The organism is Mycoplana rhizolycopersici, from assembly GCF_013378445.1.
In the GTDB taxonomy this organism is placed as follows: Bacteria; Pseudomonadota; Alphaproteobacteria; order Rhizobiales; family Rhizobiaceae; genus Mycoplana; species Mycoplana rhizolycopersici.
The window spans coordinates 181,395-199,911 of record NZ_JABXYK010000004.1 but is presented as its reverse complement, the minus strand read 5'-3'; the positions used below and the strand labels follow the sequence as shown (position 1 = coordinate 199,911).

General features: G+C 63.2%; 16 protein-coding genes. 11 read left to right on the top strand and 5 right to left on the bottom strand.

All coding sequences use genetic code 11. The annotated features are described in order from the left end of the window. Positions 1 to 4 precede the first annotated feature (4 nt). On the bottom strand, positions 5 to 964 hold the full coding sequence (locus tag HV823_RS08250) for a glycosyltransferase family 2 protein (RefSeq protein WP_176949239.1): 960 nt from the start codon (positions 962 to 964) through the stop codon (positions 5 to 7). A 121-nt stretch (positions 965 to 1,085) separates the two neighbouring features. Here HV823_RS08250 and HV823_RS08245 point away from each other — a divergent pair, with 121 nt between their 5' ends. The 11 genes from HV823_RS08245 (at position 1,086) to HV823_RS08195 (ending at position 14,247) form a co-directional block, all read left to right on the top strand. Beyond that, positions 1,086 to 2,567 (top strand): lipopolysaccharide biosynthesis protein, encoded by a 1,482-nt coding sequence (locus HV823_RS08245; RefSeq protein WP_176949238.1) that lies wholly within the window; start codon positions 1,086 to 1,088, stop codon positions 2,565 to 2,567. 368 nt (positions 2,568 to 2,935) lie between these two features. Continuing rightward, positions 2,936 to 4,090, top strand: coding sequence for an acyltransferase family protein (locus HV823_RS08240; protein ID WP_281374056.1), 1,155 nt, complete (start codon positions 2,936 to 2,938; stop codon positions 4,088 to 4,090). A 16-nt stretch (positions 4,091 to 4,106) separates the two neighbouring features. Continuing rightward, positions 4,107 to 4,886 (top strand): endo-1,3-1,4-beta-glycanase ExoK, encoded by a 780-nt coding sequence (exoK, locus tag HV823_RS08235; RefSeq protein ID WP_176949237.1) that lies wholly within the window; start codon positions 4,107 to 4,109, stop codon positions 4,884 to 4,886. Between the two features lie 89 nt (positions 4,887 to 4,975). Further along, positions 4,976 to 6,187 (top strand): glycosyltransferase family protein, encoded by a 1,212-nt coding sequence (locus HV823_RS08230; RefSeq protein WP_246300974.1) that lies wholly within the window; start codon positions 4,976 to 4,978, stop codon positions 6,185 to 6,187. Next, positions 6,177 to 7,199, top strand: coding sequence for a glycosyltransferase family 2 protein (locus HV823_RS08225; RefSeq protein ID WP_176949236.1), 1,023 nt, complete (start codon positions 6,177 to 6,179; stop codon positions 7,197 to 7,199). Before HV823_RS08230 ends, HV823_RS08225 begins: the two co-directional genes overlap by 11 nt. Continuing rightward, a complete protein-coding gene (locus tag HV823_RS08220; protein WP_281374054.1) occupies positions 7,196 to 8,143 on the top strand; it encodes a glycosyltransferase family 2 protein in 948 nt (315 codons plus the stop codon). Before HV823_RS08225 ends, HV823_RS08220 begins: the two co-directional genes overlap by 4 nt. Further along, entirely contained in the window at positions 8,140 to 9,135 is a 996-nt protein-coding gene (locus tag HV823_RS08215; RefSeq protein ID WP_176949235.1) for a glycosyltransferase family 2 protein, read from the top strand. Before HV823_RS08220 ends, HV823_RS08215 begins: the two co-directional genes overlap by 4 nt. 4 nt (positions 9,136 to 9,139) lie before the next feature. Continuing rightward, positions 9,140 to 10,045, top strand: coding sequence for a UTP--glucose-1-phosphate uridylyltransferase (locus HV823_RS08210; RefSeq protein WP_176949234.1), 906 nt, complete (start codon positions 9,140 to 9,142; stop codon positions 10,043 to 10,045). 94 nt (positions 10,046 to 10,139) lie between these two features. Beyond that, a complete protein-coding gene (locus HV823_RS08205; protein WP_176949233.1) occupies positions 10,140 to 12,467 on the top strand; it encodes a polysaccharide biosynthesis tyrosine autokinase in 2,328 nt (775 codons plus the stop codon). A 142-nt stretch (positions 12,468 to 12,609) separates the two neighbouring features. Continuing rightward, entirely contained in the window at positions 12,610 to 13,107 is a 498-nt protein-coding gene (locus tag HV823_RS08200; protein WP_176949232.1) for a DUF1269 domain-containing protein, read from the top strand. 48 nt (positions 13,108 to 13,155) lie between these two features. Next, positions 13,156 to 14,247, top strand: a complete 1,092-nt coding sequence (locus tag HV823_RS08195; RefSeq protein WP_176949231.1) for an AI-2E family transporter — start codon at positions 13,156 to 13,158, stop codon at positions 14,245 to 14,247. A gap of 23 nt (positions 14,248 to 14,270) precedes the next feature. On the opposite strand, the gene HV823_RS08190 is transcribed toward HV823_RS08195, so the two are convergent. The 4 genes from HV823_RS08190 to HV823_RS08175 form a co-directional block, all read right to left on the bottom strand. After that, positions 14,271 to 14,576, bottom strand: a complete 306-nt coding sequence (locus tag HV823_RS08190; RefSeq protein ID WP_246300973.1) for a hypothetical protein — start codon at positions 14,574 to 14,576, stop codon at positions 14,271 to 14,273. A 154-nt stretch (positions 14,577 to 14,730) separates the two neighbouring features. Further along, positions 14,731 to 14,991 (bottom strand): YMGG-like glycine zipper-containing protein, encoded by a 261-nt coding sequence (locus tag HV823_RS08185; protein ID WP_176949230.1) that lies wholly within the window; start codon positions 14,989 to 14,991, stop codon positions 14,731 to 14,733. A 46-nt stretch (positions 14,992 to 15,037) separates the two neighbouring features. Next, positions 15,038 to 18,145, bottom strand: coding sequence for a complex I subunit 5 family protein (locus HV823_RS08180; protein WP_176949229.1), 3,108 nt, complete (start codon positions 18,143 to 18,145; stop codon positions 15,038 to 15,040). Next, positions 18,139 to 18,507: a sodium:proton antiporter gene (locus tag HV823_RS08175; RefSeq protein WP_176949228.1), complete on the bottom strand. Its 369-nt coding sequence runs from the start codon at positions 18,505 to 18,507 to the stop codon at positions 18,139 to 18,141. The genes HV823_RS08180 and HV823_RS08175 overlap by 7 nt, the downstream gene beginning before the upstream one ends. Positions 18,508 to 18,517 lie beyond the last annotated feature (10 nt).

Below are 18,517 nucleotides of genomic sequence, written 5' to 3'. Positions count from 1 at the left end.
AGTCTCAGCGGGCGATCTTGCCGGCGGCAAGCTCGAATACGCTGCGCAGCAGCACCGGATCGCGCCAGACCCATTTTGCGAGGAGGTCGAGTTGCGGCAGCTTGCGGCTGCGCACCCGTTTCGCCTGGCCCCACAAGGCCTGCCGCCGCGCCGTGCTCTTGTAGGAGCGGATGGACGCAGCCTCGCTCGACCGGCGCGCGAAGCGCCCCTCGAGCATGTCCAGAGCGATCCATGTGTTGAACTGCTGCTTGAGGAACTGCGGAGAATCGTTGTCGATGCCGTGGAAGATGTTGATCCCCTCGCCGCGCACCGCACCGGGCGCATCGCACAGGATCACGCGATCGGCCGCCTTGACGCAATCGCAGAAGAACAGCACGTCTTCGGCCGCCAACCGCAACCGCGCGTCGAAGCGAACCGTCTCGAAAAGCTTGCGGCCGATGACCATGCAGGACAGGTGCAGAAAGCTCCAGTTCTTCAACATCACACTGGAGAGTTCCGGCAGTTCCACGGTAAGCGGTGTTTCCCGCAGCCGCTCGACGCGCTCGGTCTTTTCGAGATCGGAGACGCCGAAATGGTAGTAGAACGCGTCGCCGCCGGTGATCGAGGCCCAGTAGCAGTCGGCCCCGAATCCCGTCATGCCTTCATAGGCGTTCTTGAGGTGGTCCGGGGTCCACACATCGTCGGAATCGAGGAAGGCGACGAATTCGGTTTCCGCCGGCACGTTGTCCAGCGCGGTATTGCGGGCCCCGCCCGGTCCGGCATTCTTCTGCCGGATCACCGTGATGCGGGTGCGCTGCTCTGCGGGCAGCGGCGCCAGTTCCTCGTCGATGGAAAAAGGTGACTGGTCATCCACAACAATGATATCGAAATCCGTGAAACTCTGCTCGAAAACGGAGGCGAGCGCGCGCCTCAAGATGCCTGCTGCCTTCTGGTAGTAAGGGATTGCGACCGTCAGTTTCGCCATCATTTCGCCCTTTCGGTTTCTCTAGAAAGAGGTGTGCCGGCTTCCTCCCAAAGGCCGATTCATTCAATAAAGACTTGAAAAATAAGCGACTTCCCTCTCCTCCAATCCTCGGGACGCTGCCATGCCCACAGTCATCAACGCGAAATCTGTCACGCGAAACGTCGGTTGGAGCGTCCTATCCAAGACAAGCACATTCGGGCTGAAATTTGTCACGGTTCCGATTCTGGCAAGAATCCTTACCCCTGAAGAATTCGGTGCGGTAGCGGTCGCGCTGACCGTCGTGCAGTTCCTGGCCATGATCGGCGGCGCCGGTCTGGCATCCGCGCTGATCATCCAGCGCGACGAGGACCTGCGCACGATCCACTCCGTTTTCTGGGCGAATCTCGCCATTTCCTGCCTCATGGCCGTCGGCATCTTCGTCTGGGCGGAACCAATCGCGACCCTGCTCGGCGCCTCGGAGGCAGCCTACCTCGTGCAATTGATGAGCCTGCTCATTCCATTGCAGCTCGGCGGCGACGTCGCCTATGCCTTGCTCGCACGGCGCATGCAGTTCGGCAAGGATGCGTTCTGGAACATGGTTTCCGAATCGGCCGGCGCGCTGGCCGCCGTTGTCCTGGCGTTGGCCGGATTCGGGATCTGGTCCCTGATCGCACAGCTGTTCCTGTCAGCGATCATCCGCCTTGTCGGTCTCTTTGCGGTGTCGCGCTATGTGCCGCGGCTGCAGATGTCTGTCGGCCGCGTCCTCGGGCTGACGCGGTTCAGCCTCAGCATGATGGGCTCCGAGATCGCCAACTTCGTCAGCTTCCAGTCGCCGATGGTGATCATCTCGCGCTTCCTCGGCCTGGCCGATGCCGGCGCCTACTCCGCGGCCAACCGCTTTTCCAGCATTCCGAACCAGGTGGTCCTTTCCGCCGTGATGGGCGTGCTCTTTCCCGCCTTCAGCAGCATGATGCAGGACAGCGCCCGACGCTCCAATGCGCTGATGCTCAGCACACAGGTCACCACCGTCCTCCTGGCACCGATGATGTTCGGCCTGTGGGCGCTTGCCGAACCGGCCATGCTGATGCTGTTCGGCCAGCAATGGGCCTATGCCTGGCCGGTGCTGGGCCTTCTCGCCCTGTCGAAGGGCGTCCTCACACCCTGCAGCACCTTCATCCCCTACCTGAAGGGCGTGGGCCACGGCGGCACGCTGTTCTGGTGGGCGATCCTGCGTGCGGTCATCACGACAGCCGCCGTCGCCTTCGGCGCCTACAACGGCTCGCTGGTGGAAGCGATGATCTGGCTTTGCGCGGTCAACGTCGTCGTGCTTGTCGGCTATTCGCTGGTCGTGTTCCGGGCGGACGGGACGCCGTTCGTCCGCGGCTTCCTCGTCTGCTGCCGCCCGATGTTCACCGCCGCCATCATGGCCGGCGCGGTCCGCCTCCTGCTGGAACGCTACGGCGATCTCGTGCCCCACGCCGCCCTGCAGGTCGTGATCGGCACGGCAATCGGCGGATTGATCTACGGAGCGCTTATGCTGGCGACGGAGCGCCCTCTCCTGCGCAAGCTCAAGGACCTTGCCATGAGGCGGTCCACTGCACCGGAAGCCAGCCCCGCCGAATAAGTCGGCGGAGTGGAGTGGCGCCTCATTTTCGCCTCAATTGAGCAACCTTGAGCCCATAATTGTGCTTGGATGCGGCGTTTCGAAACAGAAATTCAGAGAAATTCTCGCCTCGCGATACACTTGAAGCGTGTATGTATCTGAGTTTATGAGCAGTTTCTGCAATTTACGAGACCGGCGACGCTTTTTCCCGTTCACAGCCTTGTGATCGCAACCGGACGGCCCGCACACCCGCACCCGCCATTGTGCAGTGCAACCTGCCGCCGCGCAGATTTTTGCTGCACTGCCATATTTTTCAGCCCGAACCGCCCTACCATTTTCGATGCGGGCTCAAGTCTGCTCTGTCCAAACGGCTGCCGGAAACGGCACCAATGCAAGGGGTAGCTGACATCGTGGAAATGAACGCGGGCGTTTCTTCGCGGATCAATCTGATGCGTATCGTCCTCATTTCGGGGATCGTGTTCGTACATGTGCCCTACGATCCGGCCAACAGCCCGTTCCTGGGTGAAAATGGCCTGATCGACTGGCTGCGGGTGTTTCTCGGCGACAGCCTCTTCCGGGTCGGCGTGCCATGTCTCAGCGCCATTTCGGGCTATCTGCTGTTTCGCCGCGGCCTCGACGGTTTCAGCTACGGGAAAACGCTGCGCACGAAGGCGGCGACCGTTCTCGTGCCCTTCCTGCTGTGGAACCTCTCGTTCCTCGCCTTCGTCTTCCTGGCGCAGCAGAACAAAATCGGCTTCGGCTATCTGCCCGACGTCGTGAATGCGACGCCGCGCGAAGCCGTCACGCTTGCCTTTGCGCTGGAAGGCTGGCCGATCAACCTGCCGCTCTATTTCCTGCGCGACCTGCTGCTGTGCCTGATCCTTTCGCCAGTGCTTGCGGTGCTGGTGATGCGCTATCCGCGTGTAACGCTGCTCGCCTTTCTCGCCTATGCCGTTCTGCCGGTTCCGAACGGGATCTTCTTGAAGAAATCAATCCTTTTCGGTTTCAGCACGGGTATCGCCGTCGCACTGCACCGCGTCGACGCAAGCGCGATCGATCGCAATGCTGGCCGGATCGTCGCAGCGGTGTTGGCAGCCGCCCTTTTGCTCTCGATCGCGCTCTACGCGATCGGCCCGGAATTCCCGGTCTGGCTGGACATGCTGCGCGCCCTCACGGCACTCTCGGGCATTGTCGGCGCATGGGCGCTTTCCGAGCTTCTGCTGCGCACACGGCTGGGGGCGGGGCTGTCAAAGGGCGGCGGCCTGAGCTTCTGGATCTTCTGCGCCCACTATCCGCTTCTGGTGGGGTTCTGGATTGTGTGGAACCGGGCCGGCATCGATCATTTCGCCGTGTTCTATTTCACGGCGCCCCTGCTGACGATCGCGATCCTGGTCATCTCCCACGCCATCGCCCAGCGCTCGTTTCCAACCCTTCACGCGCTCCTGACCGGCAGTCGCGCAGGCCGCAAAGGCCTTCCGCGCACGACTTCCGCCACGGGCGCCAGTCCCCAGCATGACGTCCGCTACTCGACCATTAAACGGTGAAAGGATGCGACCGACCATGACCAAACGACCCCTTGTTGCAGCGTTCGCCGCCGCTTTCGCGACCGCGCTCTCCGTCCAGGCCCTTGCCCAGGAAGGTGCCACGGGCACCTCCTTCGTCGACAACTTCGACAAGCTCGACACCAGCTTCTGGTACGTCTCCGACGGCTGGAACAATGGCGGGCACCAGAACTGCACATGGTCGAAAGACCAGGTCAGCGTTTCGGAAGGCATCCTGAACCTTACTTTCGAGAAGAAGGCGCTCGGCGAACGTGAGTATGCCTGCGGCGAGGTGCAGACCCGCAAGCGTTTCGGATACGGCGCCTACGAGGTCCGAATGAAGACCGCTGACGGGACCGGCCTGAACTCCGCGTTTTTCACTTTCATCGGCCCGACCGACAAGAAGCCGCATGACGAGATCGACTTCGAAGTCCTCGGGAAGAACCCCGCGAAGGTGCAGTTGAACCAGTATGTGGCGGCCAAGGGGGGCAACGAGAAGCTGGGGGACGTCCCCGGCGGCGCCAACAAGGGCTTCAACGACTACGCCTTCATCTGGGAGAAGGACCGGCTTCGCTACTACGTCAACGGCAAGCTTGTCCACGAGGTCACGGACACCGCAAAGCTGCCGAGCAACGCCCAGAAGATCTTCGCAAGCCTCTGGGGGACCGACACGCTAAGCGACTGGATGGGCACCTTTGCCTACAAGGCCCCGACCTCAATGCAGATCGACCGCATTGCATTCACCGCCGAGGGCGACGCCTGCCAGTTCGCCGATTCCGTGGTCTGCCTTCTGAACTGAAGATGGCCGGGCAAGCGGCCCGACCTGCATATGAACTTCCGCCTATCGAAAAGCGCCCGCGAATCCGGGCAGGAGAACGGGAAATCTGAATGCTGCGTATTCTCTATCTCGCCCACGACCTCTCGGACCCGGCCATTCGACGCCGGGTCCTGGCGTTGCAGACCGGCAATGCAGCGGTGACGCTGGCTGGTTTCCGTCGTGGCGAACAGACGGCCGCGGCCATTAACGGGGTCACGGCGATAGAACTGGGAACGACGGAAGATGCACGCTTCCTGCAGCGCGCCGGCGCCGTTGCACGCGCCTGCATGAACCTCGGCACGACATTGCACGGCGTCGTGCGGCCCGACCTCATCATCGCCCGCAACCTTGAAATGCTCGCGGTCGCCCGGCGCGCGGTGGCTCTCTTCGGCGACGATATCCCGATCGTCTATGAATGCCTCGACATCCACCGCCTGCTTCTTCGAAACGATTTCGGCGGCCGGGCGCTGCGCGCGGCCGAGCGCCGCCTGGGAAGCGAAGTGAGCCTGCTGATCACGAGCTCTCCGGCCTATGTCGAAAACTACTTCCAGCCGCTCTCCGGTCTGCAGGCACCCGTAATGCTTCTGGAAAACAAGGTTCTCGAACTGGAAGACGAAAATCCTGTCGTTCCCGCGCCTCGCCCGCCGACGGAAAGCGAACCGTGGAAGATCGGCTGGTTCGGCGCGCTACGGTGCCGCAAGTCGCTTGATCTTCTGTCCCGGTTCTCGCGGGCGATGGAAGGCAAGGTGGAGATCGTCGTCCGCGGCCGCCCGGCCTATACGGAACTAAAGGATTTCGACAGCTTCATGCGGGGCGAACCGTTCATGAGCTTTCGCGGTGCCTACCGCAATCCGGAGGACCTTTCGGAAATCTACGGCGAGGTCCAGTTTTGCTGGGCAATCGACTTTTTCGAGGAAGGGCAGAACTCCGCCTGGCTCCTGCCGAACCGGATGTACGAAGGCTGCCGCTACGGCGCCGTCCCGATCGCGATCGCCGGGACCGAAACCGCCCGCTTCATCGGCGGCAGGGACATCGGTTTCGTGCTGCAGCAGGCCTCCGTCGACGCGCTTGTCGAGCTGTTCTCCGGCATCGACCACAAAAGCTATGTCGACGCGGCGACCCGCATCGCCGACCAGGGCGCGAAGCAATGGACCTTCCGGCGCAATGATTGCCTCGAGCTCGTCAACCACCTTTCGGCGATAGCCAACGCCCCTGAACCAGCCTCCCGCAATACCGCGCAGGTGGCGGCCGCAACCATGGAGATGGAACTGAATGACAGGTGAAACGCTGACGTCCGTACGCTGCCTGATCGTCATCCCCTGCCTGAACGAAGTCCGCCACATCGGCCCTTTGATCAGCCGGCTCGACCGCGCCATCGAAACGTTGAATGCAGTCCTCGTTGTCGTTGACGGCGGCAGCACGGACGGCACCCGCGAGATCGTCCACAACATCGCGGCGTTGCGCGACGACATCGCGTTGCTGGACAATCCGAAGCGGATCCAGAGCGCCGGGATCAACCTTGCGGTCGCCGCCTTCGGCGACCAGTACGACTACCTCATCCGGATCGACGCCCATGGCGACTATCCGGAAGACTATTGCGAGACGCTCGTGGCCGAGGCGACGGCGACCGGTGCGGACTCCGTGGTCGTCGCGATGGAGACCGTCGGTACCGGCGCGTTCCAGAAGGCGACGGCCTACGCGCAGAATTCCAAGCTCGGCAATGGCGGCGCTCGCCACCGCGTCGGCTCCAAGAGCCACTGGGCGGACCATGGCCACCATGCGCTGATGCGTATCGCAGCCTTCCGCGCGGTCGGCGGCTACGACGAGGACTTCAGCCACAACGAGGATGCCGAACTCGACTTCCGGCTCAATGCCGCCGGCTATCGCATCTGGATGACGGACAGGACCAACATGGTCTATTACCCGCGTTCCAGCGCGGGTCCCCTGTTCCGTCAATATTTCGCCTATGGCCGTGGGCGGGCTCGAAACCTGCTCAAGCATCGATCCTGGCCGAGCCTGCGCCAGATGATCCCGCTGAGCGTTGCACCGGTCGCAGCCGGGGCGCTTCTCGCCGTGATCAACTGGGCGGCCGCAATCCCCTTCGTCTTCTGGGCTGCGGCCTGCCTGGGCTATGGCGTGTGGATGGCCGTCGGACAGCGCAATCCCTACGGCCCGCTCGCGGCGGTCTCCGCGATGATCATGCATTTTGCATGGTCTGCCGGCTTCTGGCGCGAATTGCTCTCCCCGCGCCGGCGGTCGGCCGCGACCTTCGGCCAGGCACGGGTGACGCCATGACGGCCACTCGCGTGGAAACGCTGCCCTTCACCCTGATCGACATCGCGGTCTGCACCTTCCGCCGCCCGGCGCTGGAGCAGACGTTGCGTTCGCTTGCCGCAATCGAGGTGCCGGAGAACTGCTCCGTCCGCATCATCGTCGCCGACAACGACGGCGTGTCGAGCGCTGCGGACCTGGTCGACGCGCTCCGTTCGGAGCTTCCCTTCGCCATCGACTACGTGCATTGCCCCGCGGCAAACATTTCGATCGCCCGCAACGCCTGCCTGGACCACAGCCGCGGCGAGCTTTTGGCATTCATCGACGACGATGAGATCGCTTCGCCCGGATGGCTTGTGCACCTGACGGAACGCATGAACGAAACCGGCGCAGATGTCGTTCTCGGCCCGGTCAAGGCAACCTACGCAACGCCTGCACCGCAATGGATGCAGCATGCCGACATTCACTCGACGCGCCCCGTGTGGGTCGGCGGCGAAATCCGAACGGGCTATACCTGCAACGTCCTAATGCGGCTCACCTCTCCCGCGCTTGCGGGACGACGCTTCAGCCTTTCTCTCGGAAAGACCGGCGGCGAGGACACGGAATACTTCACGCTCGCAACGCAGGCCGGCGCCCGTATCGATTTCGCGGCAGAGGCATGGGTATTCGAACCCGTGACGGCAGGCCGCGCCACGTTCGGCTGGCTCGCAAAACGCCGCTACCGTATGGGGCAGACCCATGGCCGACTGATCGCCGGGCGCACACAAGGCGCAAGGCGGATCGCTCAGGTCGGCCTTGCCGGCGCCAAGTTCGTCGTCTGCGCGGCCGCAAGTGCGATCACGGCATTCTCGCCTCCGCGCAGCAACAGTTTTCGGCTCCGCGCCGTTCTGCATGCGGGCGTGATCAGCGGCCTCGCCGGCGTGCGCGAGATCGAACAATACGGAATGACCGAGGTGCACAGCCGATGATCGAACCGCCCGACGTCACCTTCGTCATCGCCGCCTACAACTCGGCCGGGACGATTAGACATGCGATCGAAAGCGCGCTTGCACAGCGCCACGTCTCGATCGAAATCGTCGTCGTCGACGATGCCTCTTCGGACGATACGCGGGAGGTCGTGGGGCAGTTTGCCGATCCGCGGCTGAAGCTGATCGCGCTGGAGCGGAACAGGGGGCCCGGCGGCGCGCGCAATGCGGGCCTTGAAGCTGCCCGTGGGCGATGGATCGCGATTCTGGATTCCGACGACACCGTCGATCCCGACCGGCTCGCCCGCATGATCGCACGGGCAGAAAAGGCCGATGCCCAGATCGTGGTCGACAATCTCGACGTGGTTTCCAGGGACGGATCGCGCCAGCGCATGTTTTCGGAATCCGACCTCGCGCGGCAGAGCCAGCTGACGCTGCCGGCCTTCATCGCCTCCAACGCGCTCTTCCGGTCGGAACACAACTACGGCTACATGAAGCCGGTGTTCCTGCGCGGCTTCCTGCAGGAACATGCGCTTCGTTTCGACGAAACGCTGCGGATCGGCGAGGACTATATCCTGCTGGCGTCCGCGCTCGCCCGCGGCGGCCGGTGCGTGGTCGAACCGACCGCAGGCTATATATATAATGTACGCGACGGCTCGATATCGCGCGTCCTGAGAAAGGACCATGTCGAGGCAATGCTGGTCTCCGACCAGCGCTTCCTCATGGACAACCGGCTGAATTCGGCCGCCCAAGCCGCCCAACGGGTGCGCACGCGCAGCCTCAGGGAAGCCCGCTCCTTCCTCGATCTCGTCGAACATCTGAAACGCGGCTCTCTGCTGCGAGCCTTGCGAACGGCGATCAGCGATCCGGCAGCCGTGCGGCATCTGCGCATGCCGATCGAAGCACGCCTGCGCCGGCTCATCGGACGCCCGACGCGCGCCATCAAGCAATCAAGCAGATCCCCGGGCAAACGCCCCCATACCAGCAAAGGATAGCGCCATGGACTCAATCAGACGCGTGCGCAAAGCCGTCATTCCTGTCGCAGGAAACGGCACCCGCTTCCTTCCAGCAACCAAGGCCATGCCGAAAGAGATGCTGACGGTGGTCGACCGACCCGTCGTTCAGTACGCGCTGGACGAAGCGCGCGAGGCAGGCATCGAGCACATCGTGTTCGTGACCGGCCGCAACAAGCAGGCGATCCAGGATCACTTCGACGATGCGCCGGAACTGATCTCCTCGCTGTCGCGCTCCGGCAAGACGGCGCAGGTTTCAGAACTCGAGGCGATGCTGCCGCCAGCCGGCACCGTCAGCTTCACCCGCCAGCAGGCCCCGCTCGGCCTCGGCCATGCGGTGTGGTGCGCGCGCGACCTGATCGGCGACGAGCCGTTCGCCCTGCTTCTGCCGGACATGATCTGCCATGGCCCCCGCGGCTGCATGGCCGGCCTGATGGATCTCTACAATTTCGCCGGCGGCAACGTGGTGGGCGTCGAGCAGTGCCCGCCCGAGGAGGCCTACAAATATGGGATCGTCGGCAAGGGCGATGCGGTTCCGCATGGATTCGAGGTGACGGCGATGGTGGAAAAGCCGCGTACCGGCGAGGCGCCCTCCAACTATTTCCTGAACGGGCGCTACATCCTGCAGCCAGAGATCTTCGCCCTGCTCGCCCGCCAGGAGCGCGGCGCCGGCAACGAGATCCAGCTGACCGACAGCATGCTGCATCTGTCGAAAGACCAGCGCTTCCACGCCCATCCCTATGAAGGGCAGACCTTCGATTGCGGTTCGAAACAGGGCTTCATCGAGGCGAATGTCGCCCTCGCCCTTTCGCGTCCCGACATCGGCGGGTTGGTGTTCGAATCGGTCAGGCACATGGTCCTGACCCACGAGAGCCGCATTCAGGCCGCATAAGATGGGCCCCGCCCGTCCCGGGCATGTCCCGCCAACGACCTGTCCCGGCCTGAAGCCAGGACAGGTTTCCCTATCCGGGAACAGCGAGGTTTTCATGAACCAGAGAAGTTTACCGCTGAGCAGATCGCTGCCGCACACGATCGACAGCTCCGATGCCTTCATCGACCTCGACCGCCTCCTCTCGGCGGTCCAGCGGCGGTATAAGACGCTGGCGTTCTTCACGATTGCGGCAATTCTCTGCGGGGCGGCCTATCTGGCATCCGCTACGCCGCTCTATACCTCGATGACCCAGGTCCTGATCGACGACAGCCTGTCGCGCTATGCCGAGGAGCAGGACAGTTCGACCCAGAACAGCCAGCAGCTCGATACCCGCATCGCCAGCACCGTCGAGATCCTCAAATCCGGAAAGCTCGCGCTGCGTGTCGTGGATCAGGCCGATCTCTCCGACAATCAGCTGCTGACCAACCCGCCACGCTCCCTCATGGCAACCGTCAAGGGATGGGTTGCTGCGGTCAGCGGCGTCTTCGCCAAGGGGTCGCGTGTATCCGAAGACGACTTGGCCAACGCCCGGCGCCAGAAGGCTGCCGCCATGCTGCAGCAGTCGCTCAGGGTCGAGCGCGTCTCGCGCTCCTCGGTCGTCTCGATCGCCTTTACCTCACCCGATCCGCGGCTGTCGGCCCTCGTCGCCCGCACCTATGCCGACGCCTATCTCTCCGACCAGTTGAGCGCAAACTTCGAGGCCTCGGAACGGGCCTCCGAATGGCTGCAGGAGCGCATCGACGACCTCGGCAAGCGCGCCCAGACCGCCGCCATGGAAGTCGAGACCTACAAGCGCGACAACAATCTCACCTCCACCCGCGGCGCGCTGATGTCGGAGCAGCAGCTTGCCGACCTCAACAGCCAGCTCATCATCGCCCAGGCGGACGCAGCGAGCGCGTCCGCGCGCTACGACCAGCTGAATTCGATCATCCAGACCGGCCCGGAGAAGGCCGTCGAAAATTCCGTCTTGACCGCCAAGGAAATCGACAACTCCGCCATCCAGGACCTGAGAAACCGCTATGGCAGCGTCAACAAGCGCGAGCAGGACGTGACGCAGAACTTCGGCGCCGACCATCCGCAGGCCGTCGCCCTGCGCGCGGAAAAAGTCGATCTCTCCCGCCAGATCTTCCGCGAGCTGCAGCAGATGACGGCGACCTACCGCAACGAATACGAGGTCGCGCGCTCACGCGAGCAGTCGTTGCGCGACAGCATCGACCGCGTGGCCGGCCGCAACTCCGACGCCAACGAAGCGCAGGTAAAGCTGCGCGAACTGGAGCAGAAGGCAACGACGCTGAAGGCGGTCTACGAATCCTACCTGAACCGCTATGAGCAGGCGAGCCAGCAGCGCTCCTTCCCGATCGCCAAGGCGCGCGTGATCTCGGAAGCCGGCGTCCCGGTCTCGCCTTCCAGCCCGAAGAAGACGATGATTATGGCGCTTTCCGCCGTACTCGGCCTGATGGCGGGCGGCGCCTTCGCCTTCCTGCAGGAGATGGGAGAGCGCGGCCTGCGGCTTGAAAGCGATGTCCGCTCCCAGCTCAGACATCGCTCGCTCGGCTATCTGCCGCTCATCGGCCGCAATACCGCAAGTCAGCGTTCGCCTTTCGGCAGGCTCTTCGGGCGAAAGCGGCATGAGGACGGAGAAGCAGATGAGCCGATGCCGCTCGAACAGATGACCCGCATCGTGCGCGATGCCCCGCAATCGACTTTCGCCGAAACGCTTCGAAACGCCAAACTGGCCTGCGAGATGCTGTTGCAGAAGCGGCCAAACAAGGTCATCGGGATCATCTCGGCCGCCCCCGGCGAGGGTAACACGACGTTTGCGGCAAACTTCGCGCTGCTGCTCGCCTCGGCGGGCAAGCGCACCCTGCTGGTGGATGCCGATCTGCGCAATCCAAGCCTCAGCCGCATGCTGAAACCCGCGCCCAAGGCGGGGCTGGTGGAAGCGGTGCTGGGCGACGTGCCCTGGGCATCCGCGATCAAAATCGACCAGCAGACCCGGCTTGCGATCCTGCCGAACGTACCGGACGGGGCAACCGAACAATTCCACTATACCAACGAAATCTTCGCCTCTCCCGGCATGGGCACGTTGATGGAAAATGCGCGAAAGACGTTTGATTACACCGTCGTCGATCTGGCGCCGTTCGGCCCGGTCGTCGATGCCAAGGCCTTTGCCCAGCATGCCGACGGTTTCATCCTCGTTCTCGAATGGGGCAAGACGCCGTCACGACTGGTACGCGACATCCTGGAGGCCGAGATCGATATCAATTCAAAGGTTCTGGGCGTGGTTCTGAACAAGACCGACATGGAGCAGTTGCCGGCCTATGGCGACAGCGGTGGCTCGGAGAAATTCCGCAAGAACTACACGCGCTACTACGTGGAGTAGCGTCGCGGCCGGCACAGTCTGGACGACGCGCTGGCAGAAAGAGACTGGATGCCTAACTTCGGGACTGGATGCTAGTTCAAACCCGAAAGGGGCAGGCTATCGTCCGCGCGAATCAATGCGGAACCCATTGCCAGGAGTTGTCATGTCCGACCTGATCGCCATCGTCTATCCGACCGAAGCCAAGGCGGAGGAAGTTCGCCAGCGCCTGATCGACCTACAGAAGGAATACCTGATCACGCTGGCCGACGCGGTGATCGCCACGCGCGACGACAGCGGCAAGGTCCGGCTGAACCAGATGCTGCATACGACGGCCGCAGGTGCGCTGTCCGGCAGCTTCTGGGGTCTGCTCGTGGGCGTCATCTTCCTCAATCCCTTGCTCGGCGTCGCCGTCGGTGCCGCATCGGGTGCAGTCGGCGGCGCGCTGACCGATGTCGGGATCAACGACGACTTCATGAAGCAACTGGCGACGAAGCTTAAGCCCGGAAGTGCGGCGCTTTTCGTGCTGGTCCGCGAAATGACGGCCGACAAGGTCCTCAAGGAAATTTCCGGTTTTGGCGGCGAAGTCCTGCGGAGCTCGCTGGACGAAACGAAGGAAAAGGTCCTGCGCGACGCATTGCAGTCTGCGTCCAACCCCGCGTAAGCTTGCCTTGGCCGCAGCGGTAACGGCCGCGTTCGACGGGGATCGCGCATGATGAAAATCGAAGACGGGCGCATGGCAATGCTGGTGGTCGCCGGCGTGCTCGTGCTGGCACTTCTGTACGTCGCACATGCGGTCTTCGTACCGCTGACATTTTCAATCCTGGTGATTGCACTGGTATGGCCGCTGCAGGCGATGCTGCAGCGGCTCATGCCGCGCATGCTCGCCCTGCTGGTCACCCTCATCGTCACCATTCTCGTCGTCGTTGCCGTTGCGTCTTCCATTGCCTGGGGCATGAGCGTTCTCGGGCACTGGCTGTTTCTCAACGCCAGCCGCTTCCAGACCATCTATCTGGACTGGACGAATTGGCTGGAAGACCATGGGATTGCGATCGCCGGCCCGCTCGCAGAGCAGTTCAACGTCGGATGGCTGGTGAGCATGCTGCAAAGCGTCGCCGGCCGCATGAACAGCTTTGCCGGGCTCACGCTCGTCGTCTTCATCTCCGTCCTGCTCGGCCTTCTGGAGGTCGAAGATTTCAAGCGGCGGCTGATGCTGCCAAGCGTTCAGCCGCAGGGCGCGCTGATACTCGACGCTAACCTGACGATCGCCGCGAAGCTCCGGCGGTTCATGGCCGTGCGGACGTTTGCAAGCTTGCTGACCGGGCTTGTGGTCTGGATCTTTGCGCTTTTCGTGGGGCTGGAACTGGCCGCCGCCTGGGGCGCGATCGCCTTTGCGCTCAACTATATCCCCTTCCTCGGGCCGTTCATCGCAACGGCGTTCCCGACACTCTTCGCCATAGCGCAGTTCGACACCTGGCAGTCGGCGATCATGGTGTTCGTCGGGTTGAACATCATCCAGTTCATCATCGGCAGCTATTTCGAGCCGCGGCTGACGGGAGCCTCGCTCGCGATTTCGCCCTTTGCTGTGATCTTCGCCGTGTTCTTCTGGAGCTTCATGTGGGGACTTCCGGGCGCCTTTATCGGCGTGCCGATCCTCATTTGCCTCATCGAGTATGGTCGGCGGGTGGAAACCACACGCTGGATCGCCGTGCTGCTGTCGGGAGACGACGAAAAGTCCGCTCCCGTATCCTCCGTGGCAAGCTCCAAGAAGGCACACGGAGCGGCATCAGACACCGCTCCGTAAACCGCAAGCTCGGATTACCGGCGCTATCGCCGCAGGCGGCGTACGTCGACGACGCGCCCGGTGTGCCGGTTGATCGCGATCTCGAAGCGGCTGCCGCCGCGCCATGCGCGATAGACGAAGAAACGGCCGCGGCAATCGATCGCCCGCACATCCCGGAACCCCCGGTTACGCAGCCTCCGCCTGCCCTCCTCACAGGAAATCGAGCGGCCGCCGCTGACATTGGTGCCGATCTGAATGTTGACCGTCACGGCCTCTGCCGGAGCCGGTACCAGCACCGGCGGCGTCGCGACGAGGACCGCAAGCAGGGATGCAATAATTGCTCTGTGCAAAGAAACGCTCCTTCACAAATATTTCCATTTGATCGCCGCCGTGCCGACACGCGGCGCTACGGCCATTTTTCCCTCCGCGTGTGATTACGCGCGGAGGGAAGCATTTCCACTGCCGGGTATCGGCCAGCCGAAAGCCGGCGACAGAGGCAATCCGTTATCGCGGGCAGGCGGCGACGTAGCGACGGCCGTAGCGGTCACGGTAGTAGCACTGGCCGGGGCGTCCGGCGACGTTCCCGATCACCGCGCCGGAAACGCCGCCGATGGCTGCGCCCACTGCAGCGCCCCGGACGTCGTTTGTGATGGCACCGCCCACCACCGCGCCGGTAGCTGCACCGATGCCGGCACCTCTTTCAGTTGCCGTGCAGCCCGAGGCGACGATTCCGACCAAGGCAAGTATCAAGCAAGCGTTTCGCATGTTCTTTCCTTTCCTTCCCTTTGAAGATGCTGCTCATCGATCGACTTCACCATTTTGGGATTTCGATCGCCACGAAATAAAGCGCTATGACATAGTACAGGACTTGAAGCGCATAGGTCTGGCCGTCGCCAGTGTACACGCGACGCGCCGCCCCAGCCCCCCGCTCCACGGCGATTGCCACTCCGCCCCAGAAGCGCTCGACGGGGGCCTTCTGCAGCGGGGCCAGCATCGCCCGGTAGAATTGATAGAAGCGGGCCACACCCGGCACCTGCCCGGGGCGGCGGCCTCCACGGTAGATCAGCCAAAGGGCAAGCCAGCCGAGTGCTGCGATCACGACGGCGATGACAATCGCCCTGGTCGGATCCCAGTAGGCGTAGATCAGTTCGAGCGACATGCCTTGCCAGACAAGCGTAGACGCGAATTGCGGGTCGATCGCGGCAGACACCGGAACCATGAAGAGCTTCGGGAAGAACGACAGCAACAGGATGCCCGCAAGCAGCACGAACTGCGGAACGAGAAGGGCGGCTGGCGCTTCACGCACGTCCGTAAGCTCGCGTTTGGGCGGCCCCAGAAACAGCGCATGGCCGAAACGGAACATGTAGAGAAGGCCGATCAGCGTGGCGAAGGCCCCAAGCGCAAGCGGGCCGTACCACTCCTTCTGCAGCATGGCTGTCAGAAGCAGCCACTTGCCGCCGAAGCCCGCCAGCGGCGGCAGCCCTGACATCGACACCAGGGCGGCGACCGACACGACGAAGGTGAGCGGCATCCTGCGCGCAAGGCCGCCGCAGTCCTCCAGCCGTCGCAGGCCCGTGCGATAGATGATCGCTGTCGCTGTCAGGAACAGTATGCCTTTCACCATCAGGTGGTTTGCGACGAGATAGAGCGCAGTGACCCAGCCAAGGTGGCTCATCAGCGCTATGGCGGCGACGATATATCCGGTCTGGCTCAGGCTCGAATAGGCAAGCATCCGCTTCATGTCTGTCTCGTGCAGCGCCAGCAGCGCGGCTCCGGCAGCCGTCAGCATGCCGATCCATCCGACAACGTGTGCCAGCTCGAGCCCGACCTGCGAGCGGGTGGCCAGATAGGCTACCATGAACAGTCCGAAAGCCGGAACCTTGGTGACGAGCGGGGAGAATATGGCCGACAGGTCGCCGTCGGCCGTCGCATGTGCGTTGGGCAACCACACATGCACGCCGATGACGCCGATCTTGATCAAGCAGCCGATCGCAAGCAGCACAAAGGCGGGTGCCGCAGCAGGCCCGGCCGTTGCGTAGGCGGAAAGGCTGGTCGTTCCGAGTGTGGCTGCGACAAGTCCAAAGCCGGCCAGCAGGAGGAAGGCGGCAGCGAGCGAAAAGAGAAAGAACTGCAGGACATATCGGCGCGCCGGCGGAGAAAGGGCAAGCAAAAACGAAGAGGCGAGCGTCACCATTTCCCAGCAGAAGAAGAACTCAAGGCTTGTTGTTGCCCGCAACAGTGCGATCATCGACAGCAGCAAGACGGCCATCAGCGGGTAGTAGCCGTGCCGCGCATCGTCGCGATAAAGTGCCGCCGAAGCGATCACGACGCCGCCTGCCAGAAAAAGCGCGCCGAACAGCCCGCTGATGCCGCCGACGCCCTGGAGCAGCCAGAACCCCACGGCGGATACCAAGAGCAGCATCAGAACGCATTTCCCCCTGCCGGGGAGGCCTTCGGCAGCGAGCAAAACCGCACCGGCCGCCAGCGGGGCAAACAGCCATGCCGAGGCCGCCCCCGCCTCCCCTGCCGCAACAACACCGCCAGCCAGAAGCAGCGCCACACATGCAGCAGGAGGCATCAGACCGCGGCGCCAGCGCATCAATGCCGGAACCGTGGCATCCTCGCTTCTTTGGCCGCCCACCGCCCGGCAGAACCACCGGAACATGTAGGCGGCTTCGAGCAGCGAGCCGAGCAGCACGACGGCGATCCACACGTGGTCCCCGCTCGCCGCCAGCCGCATCACCAGTTCCCACTTGGCCCAGAAGCCGGGGAACGGCGGCAGCCCTGCGATCGCCACGAGCAGTGCTGCAAAGACCATCACGAAAGGCGCGCCGGTGGACAGTACGTTCCAGTCGCGGATCCGCTCGCGGCCGAGAGCGCCTGCCAGCCAGAACAATCCCGCCTTGGCGAACAGGTGATTGGCGAAAAGCCCACCGATCACGAACGCCATATGCAGTTCGGCGACTCCAGACTGTGACAGCAGCGCAAGCGCCATCGTCAGGAGCCCCATCTGCGCGACTGAGGAACATCCCAGCATCCGCTGCACGTTCGCCTGCCGCAGCCCGATCAGATTGGCAGCGAGGAATGTGATCGCCGCCGAAACGGCGATCAGCGTCAGATGCGGTTCGAACAGCGGCAGAAGCTTCAGCAGCGCGAAGAACACGCCGGCAGAGACGCCGACCGAAACGATCGCGGCAACGCCTGCGGGCGCGGTCTCATAGACGTCCAGGCCCCAGCCATTGGCGGGGTATGGTTTCAACTCGATGACGAGGCAGGCCAACACCAGTATCAGCGCCGTCGCCCCGACCGGCCCCGCGATCAGCTCGCGCCGGACAATCATCTCGTCGATGCTGAGCGTCCCGGTGACGTGATAGAGAAGCGCTGCACCGAGAAGGAAAAGGGACGAGGCCAGTACCGTCGCCATGATGTACTTGAAGCTCGCCGCAAGCGCCGCCGGCGACCGCCCCAGCCCGAACAGGCCGTAGGTTGCGACGGAGACGATTTCCAGGAAGACGAAGAGATTGAACAGATCCCGCGTCATGATCATGCCGTTGATGCCCATGACGAGGATCAGGTAGAGAAGCAGGGTCGTGTAGCTTTCCCGCAAGGCGCGCCACAGTTGCCAGGCGCCGAGCACCGCAACAAGATTGACGAGAAAGGCAAAATAACCCTCGGCGACCCCGAAGCGCAGGCTGATCGCCAGCGGAGGCAGGCTGCCCGCCGTCTCGATTTCGATCGCGTCTCCCCCTTCGAGAACGCGCCAGAAACAAATCGCCGACAGCGCTGCAATGCCTGCGAGCGCCGCCCAGAAGGCGACCGCCGGCAGCCGCTTCGACAGGCGATAGAGCAGCGGTATCAGGAAGCCGCCGCCAAGCCCCAGCAGGAAGATGTTCAGCGGATGGATGAGCCCCTCTACCATTTCGACTCCGTGAAGGCGTCGATACTGAGTGTCTTGCGGGCCTGATGGAGCCTGACGGCATAGGAGAGCATGACAGCGGTGACGGAAAAGCCGATGACGATTGCCGTCACAACAAGGGCGGCCGGGATCGGATCGACGGCGCTGCGGACGGCCTCCCCCACGGGCAGCGCCTTGTCTATGATCGGCGCGGTGCCGTCCGTCACATAGCCGGTCGCGACCATGACGATGTGGATACCGGTGTTGAGGATCGAAAAGCCGATGATGATGCGCAGGATGTTCCTGTGCGCGAAGACGCCCCACAGCCCGACCAGCATCAGCAGCAGACCCGTCACCAGAAGCACATGCGAAATCGGCAGTCCCATCCTGCCCCCG